This window comes from Streptomyces sp. CB00455 (assembly GCF_001905445.1).
Lineage (GTDB): Bacteria > Actinomycetota > Actinomycetes > Streptomycetales > Streptomycetaceae > Streptomyces.
This window is the reverse complement of record NZ_LIVQ01000007.1, coordinates 305,607-322,656: the sequence shown is the minus strand read 5'-3', so window position 1 is coordinate 322,656 and position 17,050 is coordinate 305,607. Positions and strand designations below refer to the sequence as shown.

Annotated in this window: 14 protein-coding genes and 3 pseudogenes; 9 read left to right on the top strand and 8 right to left on the bottom strand. The window is 69.5% G+C overall.

The window, feature by feature from the left end; all coding sequences use genetic code 11:
• Nucleotides 1-270: 270 nt before the first annotated feature.
• Entirely contained in the window at nt 271-828 is a 558-nt protein-coding gene (locus tag AMK16_RS35920; protein WP_079191739.1) for a hypothetical protein, read from the top strand.
• A gap of 132 nt (nt 829-960) precedes the next feature.
• Nucleotides 961-1,587, top strand: a complete 627-nt coding sequence (locus AMK16_RS37590; RefSeq protein WP_079191738.1) for a hypothetical protein — start codon at nt 961-963, stop codon at nt 1,585-1,587.
• Between the two features lie 924 nt (nt 1,588-2,511).
• Here the strand turns inward: AMK16_RS37590 and AMK16_RS26815 are convergent.
• A pseudogene (locus AMK16_RS26815) lies at nt 2,512-2,694 on the bottom strand (alpha/beta fold hydrolase); the annotation flags it as partial.
• An 85-nt stretch (nt 2,695-2,779) separates the two neighbouring features.
• On the opposite strand from AMK16_RS26815, the gene AMK16_RS26810 reads away from it, so the two are divergent.
• The 7 genes and pseudogenes from AMK16_RS26810 to AMK16_RS38570 all read left to right on the top strand — a co-directional run bounded on the left by AMK16_RS26810 (nt 2,780) and on the right by AMK16_RS38570 (nt 7,978).
• On the top strand, nt 2,780-3,283 hold the full coding sequence (locus AMK16_RS26810) for a GNAT family N-acetyltransferase (protein ID WP_073919910.1): 504 nt from the start codon (nt 2,780-2,782) through the stop codon (nt 3,281-3,283).
• A 237-nt stretch (nt 3,284-3,520) separates the two neighbouring features.
• Nucleotides 3,521-3,616 (top strand): annotated as a pseudogene (locus tag AMK16_RS37585) (IS5 family transposase); the annotation flags it as partial.
• 16 nt (nt 3,617-3,632) lie between these two features.
• Nucleotides 3,633-3,857: a Tn3 family transposase gene (locus AMK16_RS26800; protein WP_274535386.1), complete on the top strand. Its 225-nt coding sequence runs from the start codon at nt 3,633-3,635 to the stop codon at nt 3,855-3,857.
• Between the two features lie 82 nt (nt 3,858-3,939).
• On the top strand, nt 3,940-4,701 hold the full coding sequence (locus AMK16_RS26795; RefSeq protein WP_073919908.1) for a GNAT family N-acetyltransferase: 762 nt from the start codon (nt 3,940-3,942) through the stop codon (nt 4,699-4,701).
• A gap of 414 nt (nt 4,702-5,115) precedes the next feature.
• A complete protein-coding gene (locus AMK16_RS26790) occupies nt 5,116-6,438 on the top strand; it encodes an MFS transporter (RefSeq protein WP_079191736.1) in 1,323 nt (440 codons plus the stop codon).
• Nucleotides 6,439-6,947: 509 nt separating this feature from the next.
• Nucleotides 6,948-7,121, top strand: a complete 174-nt coding sequence (locus AMK16_RS26785) for a CsbD family protein (protein WP_073919814.1) — start codon at nt 6,948-6,950, stop codon at nt 7,119-7,121.
• Between the two features lie 158 nt (nt 7,122-7,279).
• Nucleotides 7,280-7,978, top strand: a pseudogene (locus AMK16_RS38570) (transposase).
• Here AMK16_RS38570 and AMK16_RS26770 read toward each other — a convergent pair.
• The 7 genes from AMK16_RS26770 to AMK16_RS26740 all read right to left on the bottom strand — a co-directional run bounded on the left by AMK16_RS26770 (nt 7,968) and on the right by AMK16_RS26740 (nt 17,047).
• A complete protein-coding gene (locus AMK16_RS26770) occupies nt 7,968-8,510 on the bottom strand; it encodes a GNAT family N-acetyltransferase (protein ID WP_073919905.1) in 543 nt (180 codons plus the stop codon). The pseudogene AMK16_RS38570 and the gene AMK16_RS26770 sit on opposite strands and share 11 nt — an antisense overlap.
• Nucleotides 8,511-9,501: 991 nt before the next feature.
• Nucleotides 9,502-10,476, bottom strand: coding sequence for a pseudouridine-5'-phosphate glycosidase (locus tag AMK16_RS26765; RefSeq protein ID WP_073919904.1), 975 nt, complete (start codon nt 10,474-10,476; stop codon nt 9,502-9,504).
• Between the two features lie 11 nt (nt 10,477-10,487).
• Entirely contained in the window at nt 10,488-10,721 is a 234-nt protein-coding gene (locus tag AMK16_RS26760; protein ID WP_073919903.1) for a tautomerase family protein, read from the bottom strand.
• Between the two features lie 14 nt (nt 10,722-10,735).
• Complete coding sequence (locus AMK16_RS26755) at nt 10,736-14,674, bottom strand: non-ribosomal peptide synthetase family protein (RefSeq protein ID WP_073919902.1); 3,939 nt, start codon at nt 14,672-14,674, stop codon at nt 10,736-10,738.
• On the bottom strand, nt 14,671-15,375 hold the full coding sequence (gene upp, locus AMK16_RS26750; protein WP_199885585.1) for a uracil phosphoribosyltransferase: 705 nt from the start codon (nt 15,373-15,375) through the stop codon (nt 14,671-14,673). Before upp ends, AMK16_RS26755 begins: the two co-directional genes overlap by 4 nt.
• Nucleotides 15,376-15,407: 32 nt before the next feature.
• The gene (locus tag AMK16_RS26745; protein ID WP_073919900.1) at nt 15,408-16,598 is read right to left on the bottom strand and encodes a questin oxidase family protein; all 1,191 of its coding nucleotides are present in this window, start codon (nt 16,596-16,598) and stop codon (nt 15,408-15,410) included.
• A complete protein-coding gene (locus AMK16_RS26740; protein ID WP_073920041.1) occupies nt 16,580-17,047 on the bottom strand; it encodes a DMT family transporter in 468 nt (155 codons plus the stop codon). Before AMK16_RS26740 ends, AMK16_RS26745 begins: the two co-directional genes overlap by 19 nt.
• Nucleotides 17,048-17,050: the final 3 nt, after the last annotated feature.

Genomic DNA, 17,050 nt, shown 5'->3' with positions numbered 1-17,050 from the left:
CTGACTGCCCTGCGCTCCGATGTCACCCTGACTGCCCTGGGCTCCGAGACTGCCCTGACTGCCCTGGGCCCCGGTACCGCCCTGGCCGCCCTGGCTTCCCTGCGTCCCCGCGTCACCCTGACTGCCCTGGACACCGGCGCCACCCTGACTGCCCTGGCTGCCGGTGTCGCCCTGACTGCCCTGGCTTCCCTGCGTCCCCGCATCACCCTGACTGCCCTGGACACCGGCATCACCCTGACTGCCCTGGCTGCCGACACCACCCTGACTGCCTTGGTCGCCCTGCGCGCCGATACCGCCCTGGCTGCCCTGCGTGCCCTCACCGCCTTGGCTTCCCTGGGCCCCCGTGCCGCCCTGCACTCCCTGGCTCCCCTGGAATCCCTGGGTGCCCTGATCCCCTTGTGCGCCAGTGTTGCCCTGGACCCCCTGGCTGCCTTGACTGCCCTGGAATCCCTGGCTACCGGGGCTGCCCTGACTGCCCTGCGGGCCGGCTCCGGAACCACCCGGACTGCCCTGCGCGCCTTGGGAGCCCTGCGGGCCGATACCACCCTGACTGCCCTGGACACCCGCACCCCCCTGAACACCGGGACCGCCCTGGACACCTGGACCCCCCTGGGACCCCGGCGTACCGGTGCCACCCTGAAAACCCTGACTGCCCTGGCTGCCCTGGGATCCGGTCCCGCCCTGACTGCCCTGATCACCCTGGCTGCCGGCGCCGCCCTGAGTGCCCTGCGGCCCGGCGCCGCCCTGACTCCCCTGAGAGCCGTCACCGCCCTGATTGCCCTGGCTGCCCTGCGCACCGGATCCGCCCTGACTGCCCTGCGTTCCTAGACCGCCCTGACTGCCCTGACTGCCCATACCCCCCTGAGTGCCCTGACTGCCCTGTGCACCCGCATCCCCCTGACCGCCCTGCGCTCCCGTACCGCCCTGGCTCCCCTGCGCGCCGAGACCACCCTGACTGCCTTGGCTGCCCTGCGTTCCCGCGTCACCCTGACTGCCCTGCGCTCCCGCGTCACCCTGACTGCCCTGTGTTCCCGTGCCGCCCTGACTGCCCTGGCTGCCCTGCGCTCCCGCGTCACCCTGACTGCCCTGCGCTCCCGTACCGCCCTGACTGCCCTGCGCGCCGAGACCACCCTGACTGCCCTGCGCACCGGCGTCACCCTGACTGCCCTGCGGGCCCCTACCACCCTGGCTGCCCTGGCTTCCCTGGCTGCCCGTACCACCCTGGCTGCCCTGGAACCCCTGGCTGCCCGCACCACCCTGACTGCCCTGACTGCCGGTACCGCCCTGACTGCCCTGGCTGCCCTGGAACCCCTGACTGCCCGTGCCTTGAGACCCCTGACTGCCCTGACTGCCTTGGGGTCCTTGCGGGCCTTGGGGGCCCTGCTGGTGAGGCGGGCGTGGGTGCTGATGAGGGTTGCCGCCGCCCTCTTCATGGCCGCCCGATGCGTCATCGTCGTCATCGTCGTCATGGGCCGCCTGCGGTGGGAAAGGCTTGAAATCGGCGCTCACAGCACCGTTCGGGCCTGGCACACGGACGGAGTAAAGGACAGACTCCGCCGCCGGGCTGGCCGGAGCGGGCGTCGATGAAGCAACACTTGCAAACAGGCCGAAAGTACCCGCCGCCGAGAGCATCGTGACGGCCCGGACCCACGCCCCACGAAGAGACTGACGCCTCATTAAGGAACCTTCCTGTCCCAGGGAAGCGAATAAACGGAGAGCAGTCACTTGGCGTGTCGCGCGGGTAGACCCGGCTGGCCGGACAGCAAGAACGCACGCACACTTTGCGCAGCCATACCGGCTTCAGCGCGCAGCGTCCGGATTGCACCGTAACAACGTGGAATTCCGTGCCGTGGTTCATGGCAACGTCTAACAGTGAATATCGCCGCGCTTCACGCGCTTGGCTTACATGCCCGCCTCTGGACCGCTCGGCCGCAGGCATGCGGAGCACGACGGCAACGTCCCCCTCTCCGCCACCTCGGCTACGCACCGAAGGCGCCGCCGCAACCTTGGCGGAGAGCAGGGCGCCCTTCGGCCGGCCCCGCGACGCCAGGTCCGCATCGAGGAGGTGGATCGCGTGCTCACCGGTCGGCCCCCGTACGCAGTTCTACGGACAACAGAAAGGCCGGCGCGGTACCTGCGGGCCGACGGCAGCTGGTGTAGCAGATCCTTCGGTACCCGGGCTCTGAGGCCGACGGCAGCGAGGGAGGGCAGAGACACTCCCCGATCCGGGGCCGGGCGGCCGTCGATCGTTGGAGGTGAGCAGGTTCCCTGCCGCGTCACGGCGACTCACCGCGACCGCCGCGGGCGAGGGCGGCCTGCGCGAACGCGTCCGCTGCCACCTGCACCGCGTCCGCACGAGGGCCGGAGCCTCCGCGGCGCGGGCGGCCAAGAGGGCGCCGAGGGGGGCGGCGTCCCCGGCACCTTCGTCCTGCACGGCGCGGCCCGAAAGCGGGATGCTTCCCGGATCCAAGCCTCGTCCAGCGCCCAGTCGGCCAGGGCGGCGACCGGTTCGCAGAAGCTGTTGGTCAGTTCCTCGCCGAGTTCCGGCCGCTCCGCGTTGCCCACGATCACCAGTGCCATCGCCGCCGACCAGCCCAGGTAGTTCGGCTCCAAAGACTCCAGCAGCTCGTCGATGTCCTCGGCGCTGAACCCGCCGCGGTAGTCCTCGTCATCGACGTAACGGGGAGAGCGGGCACTGCCGGGCATAAGAGCAGGGCCTGGCGGTATACGGGGAGAATCCAGAGGAGCGGACGGCCGCGCGCTGCTACGGTCGGGCGCTATGAGCTGGCTCCCCGACAACTTCGTCCATCCCGTCCTGGTACCGCTGCCGGGCAGTGGTCATCACCTGCGGCCGATACGGGAGGCGGACACCCCGCTCGACTATCCGGCCGTGATGGGTTCGCGCGAGCGGCTGTGGACCATCTACGGCCCAGCCTGGGGCTGGCCCGCGGCCACCATGACCTACGAGGCCGACCAGGCCGACCTGTTGCGGCACGAGAAGGAGATCGCCGCACACCAGTCTTTCAACTACGCGCTGTTCGACGCGGCGGAGACAGCTCTGCTCGGCTGCGTCTACATCGACCCACCGGAGAGGGCCGGCGCGGACGGCGAGATCTCCTGGTGGGTGGTGGACGAGCTGGTGGGCAGCAAGGTCGAGCAGGCCCTCGACGAGCTGGTGCCGCAGTGGATCGCCGCCGACTGGCCGTTCGAGCAGCCGCGCTTCCTCGGCCGAGAGGTCTCCTGGTCGGACTGGCTCGCCCTGCCGGAGCACCCCGACGCGTAAGTGGCTCTTATCGTAATGCTCTGGGGACTGGTGCTCGAACGGCCGTCTCGATTGGGTGGTCGTCGGGTGCTCGGCGCATGCGAAGACGGCCTCCTGAACAGCTCGCTGGTGCCGAATCACCGAGCATCAGGAGGCACTGGTGTCGCAGTCTTGCGTGCCGATGCCCGTGCAGTCCACCGCCGGTACTCGGGAGCGTGACTGTCTGGCTCACCGGGGCGCGGGGGCGCGGTCCTTTCGATCGTCGACCGCAGCGATGACATGCGCGGTTTCGTGGTGCTGCCCAAGCAGTGGATCGTCGAGCGGTTCTTCGCCCACCTGATGGGAACTCGCCGCAGCCCGCTACGCCGGGCTGCGCATGGTCGGCCGCGTGATCCGCACCGTCCACCTGCTGACGTATTCCTCCGACGCGTCCATGCGTCGGCGGGTGACCGCCGGCCCGAACGAGGTTGAGGCGGACAACGGGTTCTCCGAGTGGTTGCACTTCGGCAACCGCGAGGTCGTCGCCGACAATGACCCCATCGAGCAGGAGAAAGCCATCAAACTCCCTGTTCACGAACAGGGCCATCTTTCATAACATTGAAGGTCCCCAAGAAGCCTTCGCCCCACCGGGGGTAATTCGTAGGCGGCCATGGTCCACGGCCGCCTACGCTCCCCCCATGCCGAACTCAGAGCTTCAGCGGGTCAACTCCTTCCTGTCGGCCTTCGCTCGCCGCCAGGCCGCGCGCACCGTCGACCTCCCGGGCGGGTTCGCCGTATATGACGACGCCTTCGCGCATTCCCGCGCGAACAACCAGGTCATCATCGACACGGTCAGCGACTCCGAGGCGGTGCCCGCCATCGCGGAGGAGGCACTGGGGCATCTGCCTCACCGACGGATCTCCGTCCTTGACGACGAAGTCGCAATGGCCTGCGCAGAACCGCTGATCCGGGCTGGATACACCCACTCCACCTATCTGGTCATGCTGCACGCAGGCCCGCTGCCGGCCGCCGGGCCCGCGGAGGAGGTGGACCTCGACGCGATACGCATCCCACTCGCCCGGCGTTGGCAGGGCCTTCTTCCGGATGTCGACGACGAGGTCATACGCCACCTCGTCGAGCGACGCGAGGCCCGCCGCCGCGGGGCCGACGTCGTTCGCTTCCTCGGTGCCCGCACGGAGGAGGGCGAGGTCGCCTCATGGGCCGACCTCTATATGGACCCGGCAACTGGCACAGCCCAGGTCGAGGACCTGATCACCTCGGAGGCCCACCTCAGGCGCGGTTACGCCGATGCCGTACTGACCGCCGCCTTGCGCCTGGCCGCCGACAAGGACTGCGATACCCGGTTTCTGATCGCTGATGCGACGGACTGGCCACGGCACTGGTACGAGCGCCGCGGCTTCTCCGTCATCGGCCACTCCCACTGCTTCGAACGGGGCTGATTGCGAGACACCGGGTGCCGGTGACAGGACGCCCGTGGTCCTCGGCTGCGCGAGCGCGGTGTCGGCTTCACCTCGCTCCGCGAAAACCTGGACACCCGCCCGGTGGGCGTCTGCGCCCTGGACGCCGGTCCCCTCGCGTTCGGCCGACGCCTCTACGACGAGAGCCGCGTCTCCTGCCTTCCCCCGGGCCCGACCCACCGTCGACATCGAGCCGGCCGCGGTCCAGAGCCCCGCAGGTGCGCACTGGCTGCGGATCGCCTTCCGCCAGCGACCGGCCCGTCTTCAAGGCCCGGACCAAGCACTGCGCACGTTCCTGGCGGACCATGCCTGAGGCGTACGCGGACCACGCCTGGGGCGTGCGGCGGCGGGCCGGACAGTTTGGCGACAGAAGAACAGGAACGGACGGACGTAACCATGGCAACTGAGGACCCCACGTCGGTGGCGGAGCCGGCGCCGGCCACGACGCCCGAGCGCCGTTGGCGCGGGCTGCTGACGAACCGTGACTTCATGATCGTCTGGGGCGGGTTCACCGTCTCCTCGGTGGGCACAGCGCTCTCCAACCTGGCCGTGCCGATCCTCGCGCTCGGGCTCTCCGGCTCACCGACCGTGGCCGGCCTCGTGGGAGCCGCCCGACTCGCCCCCTACCTGTTGCTGAACCTCCTGGCCGGGGTGTTCATCGACCGCTGGGACCGCCGCCGCGTCATGATCGTCGCGGACCTGGGCCGCTTCGCCGCGCTGACAACGATCCCGGTCGCCTACGCCTTCGACAGCCTGACCATCGCGCATCTGGCAGCGGTCGCCTTCCTGGAGGGCGTCGGGCACGTCTTCTCGGCCGTCTCCCACCTGTCCGCCCTGTCGAAGCTGGTGCCCCAGGAGCAGCTGGCCTCCGCCAACGCCCTCAACGAGGTGGCCGACTCCGCGGCCGGCGTGGGTGGATCCGCCCTCTCCGGGGCTCTGATCGGCCTGGCCAGGAACTCCACGCTCGGCGCTGTCTACAGCTACGCCGCCGACGCCGTCACCTACCTGCTCTCGGGCGCCTCGCTGCTGTTCGTACGGAAGTCGTTCCAGGAGGAGCGGCCGGCCGACGAACAGCGCTCCGTGATGGCCGACCTCAAGGAGGGGATGTCGTTCCTCTGGCGGCAGCGCCTACTGCGCCTGCTCATGGTGATGGTCACCTTGATCAACTTTCTTCAGGCGCCGCTCAGTCTGGCCACCATCGTCCTCGCCACCGACAACCTCGACATCAACGCCGGACTGATCGGCCTCATCCTCGCCGTAGTCGGCCTCGGTACGGTGGGCAACGCGTTCGCCGCGTCATGGCTGCGTGAGCGCATCAGCCTGCGCACCATGGCACTCGGCTCCGTCGCCCTGTGGGCCGTTGCGGCAGCCATGATGGCCGCCGCACCGTCGATCGTCCTCCTCGCCGCCGGCGTCCTGATCACGAACCTGCTGTGGCCGATCTTCGCAGTGTCGCTGGTGACCTACCGGCTGACGGCCACACCGGACCACCTCCAAGGCCGCGTCAACAGCGCCTTCCGCACCCTGTCGTTCGGCGTGGAACCCCTGGGACTGGCCATCGGTGGTGCCCTGATCGCCTCCCAGGGCCCACGCTTCCTGTTCTGGGGAGCCGCGGCGGGCCTGTTCGCGATCTTCCTGGGCAGCCTCGCCACGTGGCGGCAGACACTGACGCCGGAAACGGCTGCGGCCGCCCTGCCCGAGGATGCCAGAGGGGGCTGAAGGGCCCACACCGGATGAGAGAGGGGGCCTCGGGGGCCCTGTTCGCGGGTAGCGGCGCCGCACCTTGCCGACCACAGCAGGGTGCACCCCGCTGAGGTCTTGAGCCGGGGCGGCTCGTCCAATACCAGACGACTGAGCCCGCTTCCCGATGGCCCGAAGCAGGCACCACGGGCTTCGACCCGTGGCGGATACTGTCACGGTGACCGCCGTGGGGATGCCTCGACGGCGGTACAGCGTCAAGGTCTGCACCGGCAACGACCGCGACACCCACCGCGACGTCTACCAGGACCGCCACCAGTGCCTCTGGGACGAGCGCCACACCACCACGCTCCGCTGCAACCACGGCACCGTCACCGACACCGAAGGCTGGGGCCACCGCCGCCGATACCAGGCAGCACCCACGCGCCTGGCGGCAGCAGCACGCTGCGGGCAGCGCCCGGGGGTTTACGGGCGGCGCTTGCGAGCAGGAGAGCGGCACGACCAATCCGGTACTTCACGAGGAGGTCCCCATGTCGGGCACCGAAAAGAGCAAGGCGCACGCCGAGCAGGTCAAGGGCAAGGTCAAGGAGACCGTCGGCCGCGCCGTCGGCAACGACCGTATGACGGCCGAAGGCCGCGCCGACCAGGCCAAGGGCAGCGCCCGCCAGGCCAAGGAAGACACCAAGGACGCCTTCCGCCACTGACCGCCCGCAACACACTGCGCGCCGCAGACCACTGTATGACGCCGGACCCCGACCCTCCCCCGGGTCGGGGTCCGGTGATGTCCGAGGTACCTGCGCGTGCGCGTTTTTGCCACGTCGTGTATCGAAAGTAGATCTCGAGCTGTAGATGATCTCGGCTCATGGGGCGGGGAGATCTCACGGATGAGCAATGGGCGCTGCTGGAGCCGTCGTTGCCGAGGAGGAGTCAGGTGGGGCGGCCGCCGGTCTGGTCTCGGCGGCAGTTGATCGACGGCATGCGGTTCCGGTTCCGGTTCCGCACCGGGGTGCAACGGCGGGCGTGCCCGTCAAGTACGGGCCGTGGGGCAAAAAGAAACCACCGGGAGGTGCCTTCGGCGAGCCCGGTGGGCATGGGCTGGGGCGTTCGCGTGGGGGGTTCACGACCGAGCTGCACTTGGCTGTCGAGCAGGGACAGAAGCCCATGTCGATCGTGGTGACGCCAGGGCGACGGGGGGACTCGCCGCAGCGAACGGGTGCTGGACGAGGTCCGTGTGCCCCGCATGGGGCCGGATCGGCCTCGCGCCTGCCCCGACCGCGTGCGGACTGACATGGCGTAGGCCTGTCGGAAGAACCGCGCCTGCCTGCGCCGCCGGGGAATCCGCTGCACCATTCCGGACAAGGCCGGCCTGGTCCGCAACCGCAAGGAGCGCGGGCCCAGCGGTGGCCGGCCACCGAAGTCCGACCCAAATGACTACGCGGCCCGGCACGCGGTCGAGTGCGGCATCCATCGCCTCAAGAGGCATCGAGCCGTGGCCACCAGGTACGACAGACTCGCGGTCCGCTACGAGGCTACCGTCCTCGTTGCCGCCATCAACGAGTGAGTGTGGCGTACTCGTCTGACGACAAGTCGAACACCCGGACTCGCCGACCGCCGGTGGGATTGACGGTCTCACGGACCGGATGCATTCCCAGTTTGGTCATGACCCGTTCGGAGGCGTCATTGCCCACTTGAGTGATGCTGACGATCCGCTCCAGCCCCCGCTCCTCGAACCCGAACCGTACAGCGGCCGCAGCGGCCTCGGTGGCCAAGCCCTGCCCCCAGTGGGGACGTCCCAGCCGCCAGCCGATCTCAACCGCCGGCAGCACCTCCGGCAAGAAGTTGGGCACCGAAAGGCCAGTGAACCCGGCAAGCTCGCCGGTGGACCGGATCTCCACAGCGAACAGGCCGAAGCCCTGTGACTCCCACTCGCTCTCCCATGCCTGGATCCCGCCGCGGGTCTGCTGTTCGTCACGGATGCTGCCGTCACGGATCCACCGCATGACCTCGGGGTCGGCATTGATGGCAGCCATGGGCGCAACGTCGTCCTCGCGCCAGCGACGCAGGATCAGTCGGGAAGTCTCGAGCGTGACCATCCCATCATTCTGGATCACAAAATGGGCTCCCCGCCATCCTCACCAGGCACTTTTAATGCAGGGCATGTGGAGTTTCTGGGGATGGGCAGACTGCCTTCGCTTGATCCTGTGTTCCGACCAAAGAGGTACCTGCCCAGCACGAAGGCCGTGGGAAAATGAGGTGACCGGAGGCCGAGGCTCGCCTGCTCCGCTTGCCGAACGCGGCTGGCCGAAGAGACCGCACCCATGCTTGCTTGCCAAGCCACAGAAGACCCAGGGCGCCTCTCCGCGAGGCGCCCTGGGGTCTGTTCAACGCAGAATGGGCCGACGTCCGTGCCGCTCTGTCGGCTCCGGGCCGGCTGGAGGGCCGGGGCCGCCAGTCGGAGGGCTATTACAATGGCAGATGGTCGACGCGATCCGCTAGCGGTCGCGGGCGGTATCACCTGGCGGCCGATGCCAGCAGACTTCCCCGCGCCGGACCACGTCTACGCGCCGTCACCGACCGGGACGCCGGGCAGACCCTGCCGGCCCGGCTGCGTGAGCGGCACTGACGCATCACGCGGTTCTGGGCGGACGGTGGCTACACCGGCCAGCTCGTCGACTTCGCCCGCAGCAAGCTGCGGATGGTGCTGACGGTGGTCAAACGCAGCGACCACGCGATCGGCGTCTCCCGTTGTCCATGACCATGGTCATCAGCCGCAGCCTCGCCCGGCGACGGCACTGAACACTCCCGGACGCCCTCGACGGACAGGCACTCGTTGAGGCCGTCGCTGTGCAGGGCGACCTGGACGTCGTGTGATCTGCGCCGTCACTCCCCTACGCCGTCACCCCCCTCGTCGTGGAGGTCCTCGACCGCGTCCTCACCGGCCGCACCCGTACGGCCGGCATGGCGTGTCCGGGAGGGATCTTCGGCGCCCCGACTTCCCGGGTGCCTTCTCCCCTCACATCGGCCTGGGACCCGCCGGCCGTTGAGGAGCGCGGGGCCGGTCCGGGCGAGCCGCGGAGGTGTACGTTACTGGGCGGCTGCTTCCCGGCGCAGCCTCGCGTGGGCTGCCGCGAGCCGCCCGCCGGTCTCGGCCGTGCTGATCAGAACCGCCATGTTCGCCTGCGAGGTCCGCCCCCCGGTCGTCCTGTCGATCGCCCGCATCAGGTATTTGGTGAGTGCGTTGCCCCGGACCCCGTCCCGCTCGGCGTCCGCCAGGGCTTCTCGCAGGGCCGCCTCGGCAACCTCGCTGTCCACCGCGTCCTGGGGGCGCGGCGGTGTCGTGATGACGACGGAGCTGTTGCTCCCGGTCGCCCAGTGGTTCTCGATCACGCGCGCGATGACCTCCTCGTCATCGATCCGGTGCGGGCTCCGGATGCCGCTCGACGCGCAGTAGAACGCCGGGAAGTCGTCCGAGCGGTACGACAGGAGCGGCACGCACTGGGTCTCCAGATACTCCATCGTCAGCCCCAGGTCGAGGATGTTCTTCGCTCCGGCACAGACCACCGCCACCTTGCTACGGGTGAACTGCACCAGGTCGGAGGAGATGTCCATCGTCGTCTGGGCGCCCCGGTGCACCCCGCCGATCCCCGCGGAGGCGAAGAACGGGATGCCCGCCAGCTCTGCCGCGACCAGCGAGGAGGCCACCGTGGTGGCGCCCTTACCGCCCCGGGCGAGGACTACCGGCAGGTCACGGCTGCTCACTTTGGGAATGCCGGGCGTGGACGCGAAACGCTCGATGTCGTCCTCGCTCAGCCCGATGAGGAGGCGCCCGTCGTCCACGCCGATGGTCGCGGGGACGGCGCCGCCCGTGCGGACGGCGGCCTCGACCTTGCGGGCGGTGGCGGCGTTGTCGGGGTAGGGAAGGCCGTGGGTGATGACGTTGGACTCCAGGGCCACCACCGGGTCACCCGCGTGGAGGGCTTCGGCGACCTCGTCGGAGTAGATCAGCGGGATGGGGGTGTGCGGGGCGGAGAGGGGCGGGAGGGAGGGGCTCGGCGACATCTGTTTTCTCGTCACTTCTGTTCGTAGTCCGGGTACTTCAGGAGCGTCGAGCTCCGGCCCTCGATCTCGGGCGTGTAGACGGAGGTCTGCCACTCCTTCGGATCGACGGCTTCCAGGGAGATGGACACGGCCCCGGAGGACGTGCCGAAGCGCTCCGCGATCAGCGTGGTGAGCGCGTCGGCAAGCTCGCGTTCCTGCGCTGGGGTGAAGTCCTTCGGAAAGTGTTTGATGGAGAGGTGGGGCATGGCGAGACCTTTCGTCAGCCTGTGGAGTGCGCCAGGCCCGTGGAGTGCGTCAGGCCGGTGGAGTCCGTCGAACCTGCGGAGGTGGAACGGATGGCTTGCGCCAGCTCGGCGACCCCCGACTCCTTGAGCACTTCGTAGTGATCTCCGGCGAGGTCCACCACCACCGGAGGCGCGGCGGCGTAGCCGGAGCTGGAATCGATGAAGGAGTAGTCGTCGCCCCGAGCTCGGAAGAGGGTTACCGGAGCCCTTAGCCGGCGCTCGGCCAGTTCGCGGAAGCTGTACTCGAACTCGTAAGTGGCGCCGACGAGCTTGGTGATCCTGCGGATCATTTCCGGGTCCAGCTCGGGGACCGCCGTCCGTACGCAGTCGGTGAAGCTCTCCTCGTCACGCGTCCGGCTCAGGCAGCGTTCCAGTTCGGGTCCGCTGATGGTGCCGGTGAAGACGGAGAAGAGGATGGTGACGTACGCCGGATCGGTGAACGCCGCAGTACGGCCGTGCGCCGCCGCCCCGGCCGGGCGGACCTTGGGATTGCCCGGGCAGATGAGCAGAAGCTGCGCCACCTCCTCGCCCGCCTGCTCCAGCTGCCAGGCGGCCTCGAAGGCGACCCGGGCGCCGAAGGAGTAACCCCACAGGGTGTACGGGCCGTGCGGCTGGGTCCGCCGGATCTCCGCGAGGTCGGCGGCGGCCGTTTCCCGGACCGTGGCATACGGGTCCTCCCCGGGGTTGAGGCCGTGGGCCTGCACACCGTAGAAGGAGCGGCCCTGTGCCGCCTCGCGGGCGAGGTGGCGAAGGTTCATCGGATAGCCGCCGAGCCCCGGCCAGCAGAACACCGGGCTGCTCGCGTCACCCCGGTGCAGCGGCACCAGCCGGCCGACAAGGGTATCGGCGTCACCGTCGACCCGGGCGGCGAGCTCCGACAGGCGCGGGCACTCGAAGATCACCTGGAACGGCAGCCGGGTGCCGTACCTGCGGTTGACCGCGTTGACGAGCGCGACCGCGGAGAGGGAGTTGCCGCCGGAGGCGAAGAAGTCGTCGTGCGCCGAGACCCGTTCGCACTTCAGCACCTTCTGCCACTTCTCGGCGAGCCAGCGCTCGGTCGGGGTGGAGGGCTCGGAGTACGGTCTGTCCGGAGCGGGTGCGCGCACCTTCTCCGAGGCCGCGAGCGCCCGCGTGTCGATCTTGCCGTTGGCGGTGAGCGGCAGGGCGTCCAGGACGAGGACCCGGCTCGGGAGCATGTACTCCGGCAGCAGCTGCCCGAGCTCTTCCTTGATGAGCTCGGTGGGGCCCTTCATGTGGACGGTGTCCTCGTACATGCCTTCGCTGAGGATCTGCTCCTCGCTGACCCGGCCGCCGACGAAGAAGTACGAGGCATCGGCGGGGGCGTGTCCGGCATCGGCGAGGATCGTGTCCAGGCGCCGTGCCGTTGGCAGCGGGTGGCCGGACCGGGAGCTGTAGCCGGAGGACATGAAGCCGATGCCGATGTCGTTGCGCTGGAGCCGGTGGAGGGCCGCACCGAGTTCCACGTAGGCGAGCCAGGGCGCGCCGCCCCGGCTCACCGCGGTGATGCCGAAGGAGGCCCGGTCGTACACCCGCTGGTTGATGGCGATGACGTGCTTGCGCAGGATCAGCTCGCCGCAGACCCGTTCCAGCGAACCGCCGCGGCGGTAGCGGTACTGCCCGGCGGCGAGTCCTGTCACCCCTCCCGGGTGCACCTGGAGGTAGAACTCCACGGAGTCGGGGTGGGCGGCATCACGGGGGGCGCCGTCGTGCGGGGCACTGGCGCGGGAGGGGGCGTCGTAATGCGGGACAAGTGCGAACGTCCCGACGTAGTGGTCGTCGTCGGCGACGTCCAGGAGGGCCTTGGTGGCCGGGGCACGGCCGACGGGCCGGACGTCGAGGCCGTACTCGGGAAGGACTTCCCTGAGCACTCCGAGCATGTGCCCGGCCTCGAACTCGACGACCTCGTCGATGTTGTTGCGGTACACCGGTTCGATGGCGCTCCTGCGCCCGCAGAAGTGCACCAGCGGAGCGGCGTCAGGAGCCAGAGCGCTGTCGCCCACGCGTACCAGGGTGTGCGTGAGGGGGTGGTGGTAGTAGACCCCCGCGGCGAGGCCCGCGATCGCACCCCCGGTCTCCAGGTAGAGCTGGGTGGCGTACAGGGCGCCCGGCGAGGCGTACACGTACTTCGGCAGCAGCCGCCCCGTGCTGTGGAACTGACCGAACCAGCGCAGCATTTCGCCGAGCCCGGCCAGGTCGAGCGTCTCGCTCCCGTGGCCGGTGACGGTGGTCGGCGCGAGCAGTTCCAGCAGGTCGTCCTTGTCGACCGGACCGCCCTCGTAGAAGCGGTACGTCTTGCGGGCGAAGGCTGCCGCGCGCTGGCGCCCAGTGGCTCCGGAGCCCGCGAGCGCCACAACGGTACGCCCGGCCAGCTCGTCGGCGCGGCGCAGCCCGGCATCGGCGAGCTGCGCCTTGACCTGGTGCTTTCCTGACTTGGAGCGGTGGTGGCCGGCGTCGTGCCCCTGGTCCATCAGGGCGGCTTCCTTCGGATCGAGCTCCACACAGGCGACCATCTGCTGGTGTCCGGTGCGCTCGTCGTCGACCACGACCGCGGCAGCCCTGCGGACCCAGGAGTGCTGCTCGATGGCGGTGGCCACTTCCTCCAGCTCGATGCGGTGACCGCGGAGCTTGACCTGGTTGTCGGCGCGGCCCGCGAACTGGATGGTGCCGTCCGGATTCCAGTGGGCGAGGTCCCCCGTGCGGTACAGGCGCTGCGTCGGGTTGAACGGGGACGGAACGAACCGCGCGCGGGTCTGCTCGGCCTTGTGCAGATATCCCCGGGCCAGCTGGGTGCCGCCGATGTACAGCTCCCCGGTCTCACCGATGCCTGTCGGGGCGAGGTTCTCGTCCAGGATGAAGCAGGGGGTGTTGTCGACGGGGGTGCCGATGGGCAGGGTGCCGGCGCCCTCAGGTATCGCCTCGGGGTCGACCACGTGGGCGGTGGCGTTGATGGTCGTTTCGGTGGGCCCGTACAGGTTGACCAGCGAGGCGCCGGGCAGTTCGGCGAAGAAGGCCCGGGCGAGCTGCCTGGTCAGCGCCTCCCCGCCGGAGAACAGCCGGGTCAGGGTGGTGCACCGGCGCAGGCCCTCGGTGTCGATGAGTGCCTGGAGGAGGGTCGGGACGCACTGGAGGGTGGTGACCTCGTGGGCGATGACGGCGGACAGCAGGGCCTGGGGGTCCCGGTGGCTGCCGGGAGCGGCGGTGACGGTGCGGCCGCCGAGCGCGGGGGCGAGGATCTCCCACTGGGCGGCGTCGAAACTCATCGGGGTCTTCTGCAGGACCGCCGTGCCCTCGCCCAGGTGACCGTGGGTGTGCATCCAGCGCAGCTGGGAGACGACGGCCCGGTGCTCGACCATCACGCCCTTGGGTCTGCCCGTACTGCCCGACGTGTAGATGACGTAGGCGAGGGAATCGGGCCGCCAGCCGGCGGACGGCAGCTCGTCGGTGGGGACCGCGTCCGCGAGCGACACGATCCGGGTACCGGGCGGGGCGAGCCGCGCGAGGTCACCGGCGAGGTGCTCCTGGGTCACCACGACCCGGGTGCGGCTGTCCTCGATCATGTAGCGCAGCCGGTCGTCCGGGTACTCGGGGGAGAGCGGAAGGTAGGCGCCTCCCGCGAAGAGGATGCCCCACACCCCGGTGACCAGGTCCGGGGAGGGCTCGGCGTAGAGGCCCACGACGTCGTCGGGGCCGATGCCGAGCCCGGCCAGGCGGGCGGCGAGCCCACTGGCGCCGCGCACCAGTTCCCGGAACGTCAGGCCCCGGGCGGACCCGGTGACGGCGACCGCTTCGGGGCGGCATCTGGCGCGGTCGATGAGGAGGTCCGGCAGTCCGGCGTGGACACCGGTTCGCAGGGGGGTGCCCGCCAGCGCGATTTCCTGGTAGACGGTGCTCATCGCACCACCCCGGCGTCCGGGGTGCCGAAGTAGCGGTCCCCGAAGTCCCCGATGCCCGGGATCATGAACGCGTGCTCGTTGAGCCGCTCCTCGATGGAGGAGGTGACGATCTGGACCAGGGGGTGTGCCTCGTGGACGGCCCGGATGCCCTCGGGGGCGGCGAGGAAGTCGACGAGGACGATGTTCTCCTCGGGTACGCCCGCTTTCAGCAGCACCCCGATGGCCGCCTTGGCGGATCCTCCGGTGGCGAGCATCGGCTCCAGGAGCAGCACATGGCGCTCGGCTATGTCGGAGGGGAGGTGGGAGTAGAACAGCTGGGGCAGTTTCGTCTGCTTGTCGCGCTGGATGAGTACCTTGCCGATGCGTATGGAGGGGTGGAGCTCGCGCAGCTCGGCCTCCATGCTCTCCCCGGCCCTGATGACGGGGACCGCGCACAGCTTCGATGTGAACTTCAGACCCGGGTAGCTCTCGCCGACCGGAGTGCGTACCTGGTGCTCCTCGAACGGGAGCTGGTCCAGCGCGTGCTCCAGGAGGAGGCGGATGATCCTGCGTGCGTACCGTACGAAGTCCTCGCGACGGGCGTCACGGTCGCGTATGACGGTGTGCAGGGCGCGCAGCTGACGGGTCTGGGGCAGCAAGTGCACCCGATCGCGGCCGGGCTCGGCGGGTAACGCGGCAGCGGTAGTCGGATTGACTGACATGTGAGGGGTTTCTCCTGTCACCATGCGGCTTTTCAGTCGGCGGGGGGCGCTTCGAAGGTGTGGGGGAGTTCGGGGGTCGCGGTGAACTGGGCGGCCGCGACCCGGTAGAGGGACCGGCGGTCGCCGCGCTGCCACACCTGGCGCAACGCGTGGACGAGCTTGGGGTTGTGCTCTTCTTCCTCCAGCACCGCGCGGGCTACGGTCTGTCGCCAGTCCTGCTCCAGATACGCGTCGGGCGCGGTGTCGCGGGCGTCGGCGAACAGCTCGTGCAGGGCGGCGAGTTTGTGGCGCTCGGGGAAGTCGCCGCCGGAGAAGACGATGCCGAGCAGCCCGGTCCAGAAGCACCGCACGGCGAACTGCCTCTGTCCGGCGGGGAGTGCGGCGCAGATGTGCTCGACTGCGTACAGCGAGGTGATCAGGTGGAGCAGGATGAAGTCACCGGGGCGCGCCAGATAGAGCAGCGTCGCCGCGTAGTACAGCTCCTCCCACTCGACCGGGGCGGCCTCGTCGGCCGCCCACGCCTCGGCGGGGCGGATCAGCGCAGGGCCCGCATCCAGGGTCCGGGCGATACGGAACTGCAGTCCGGAGCGCAGGAGTTCGGGGTGGATACGGCCGTCGTCGACCGGGCGCGTGTCGGCGATCAGTTCGGCGACCGACCGCTTCAGCTCCTCACGCCGCTCGTCCCAGGCGCCGGCGACGCGCAGCAGCGAATCGATCGGCGTGGCCTCCTCGTACCGGTCCACGATCCGTTCGGGGTGACAGTCGACGTAGGTGAAGGCCATGTAGGCCAGCCCTTCGATCGCCATCCAGCGGCTGCCGTACTCCAGTGCCCAGCCGAGGTGGATGGTGGCGTGGGTGAAGGCCCCCGCCCAGCCGGGCAGCAGCGCGGGCACGTAGCGGCGGACCACCTCGTCCAGCCCGAGTTCCTGGACGCGCCCGTCGAAGAAGGCGGTGTACGACCAGAAACTGGAACGCTGCCCCAGGTGGGTGCGCCAGTTCTCCTCGGTGATGGTGACCCGGTCGGGTTTGGGCGGCTCCAGGCCGAAACCGTACGTGGTGAGCTTCGCGTAGTTCTCGTAGTACGCCTTGATCCGGGGCGCGGGCACGCCGAGCCCGGCGAGCGCGACGACCGCGTGCTTGGAGTGGTTGGTGAGATGTCCGTTGAACTCGATGTGGTACGTACGGTCGTCGAGGAGTTGGTCGATCAGTTCTCGGTCAGACATTGGGTGGAATCCTTGTCCCGGCTGGTGCGGTAATGGGCTTTGATCCGGGGCAGGCCCAGGCCCAGGAGGACGAGCGCGACACCCAGGAGGCGCAGCGCCGAAGGGAGTGACCGCTGCTGGACGCAGTCGATGGCGACGGCGGAGAGCACCTGGCCGCTGATGACCAGCAGCGAGGCGTTCATCGCGCCGAGCCGGGGGAAGACGTGGCTGTTGACGGCGACGAAGAGCGCGCCGACCACTCCTCCCAGATACGCGGTGAGGGGAACGGCTCCCAGATCTGGCCAGCGGAAGAACGCGAACAGGACCACAGTGAGGAAGGCGAAGCCGACCACGTGGTTCCACACGGATGCCCGGAAGGGGCCCACACGTGTGGAGAGCTGGCCGTTGACGGCCCTGCTGGTGGCGATGAGGACACCGTTGAGGAGCGCGAGAAGAACATAGAAGATCACGGA

What these genes read in the sequence shown, in the direction of transcription:
- AMK16_RS26810 (WP_073919910.1), top strand. Translation starts at nt 2,780, where the DNA reads ATGAGCTGGCTCCCCGACAACTTCGTCCATCCCGTCCTGGTACCGCTG.
- AMK16_RS26795 (WP_073919908.1), top strand. Translation starts at nt 3,940, where the DNA reads ATGCCGAACTCAGAGCTTCAGCGGGTCAACTCCTTCCTGTCGGCCTTC.
- AMK16_RS26790 (WP_079191736.1), top strand. Translation starts at nt 5,116, where the DNA reads ATGGCAACTGAGGACCCCACGTCGGTGGCGGAGCCGGCGCCGGCCACG.
- AMK16_RS26785 (WP_073919814.1), top strand. Translation starts at nt 6,948, where the DNA reads ATGTCGGGCACCGAAAAGAGCAAGGCGCACGCCGAGCAGGTCAAGGGC.
- AMK16_RS26770 (WP_073919905.1), bottom strand. Translation starts at nt 8,510, where the DNA reads ATGGTCACGCTCGAGACTTCCCGACTGATCCTGCGTCGCTGGCGCGAG.
- AMK16_RS26765 (WP_073919904.1), bottom strand. Translation starts at nt 10,476, where the DNA reads ATGTCGCCGAGCCCCTCCCTCCCGCCCCTCTCCGCCCCGCACACCCCC.
- AMK16_RS26760 (WP_073919903.1), bottom strand. Translation starts at nt 10,721, where the DNA reads ATGCCCCACCTCTCCATCAAACACTTTCCGAAGGACTTCACCCCAGCG.
- AMK16_RS26755 (WP_073919902.1), bottom strand. Translation starts at nt 14,674, where the DNA reads ATGAGCACCGTCTACCAGGAAATCGCGCTGGCGGGCACCCCCCTGCGA.
- upp (WP_199885585.1), bottom strand. Translation starts at nt 15,375, where the DNA reads ATGTCAGTCAATCCGACTACCGCTGCCGCGTTACCCGCCGAGCCCGGC.
- AMK16_RS26745 (WP_073919900.1), bottom strand. Translation starts at nt 16,598, where the DNA reads ATGTCTGACCGAGAACTGATCGACCAACTCCTCGACGACCGTACGTAC.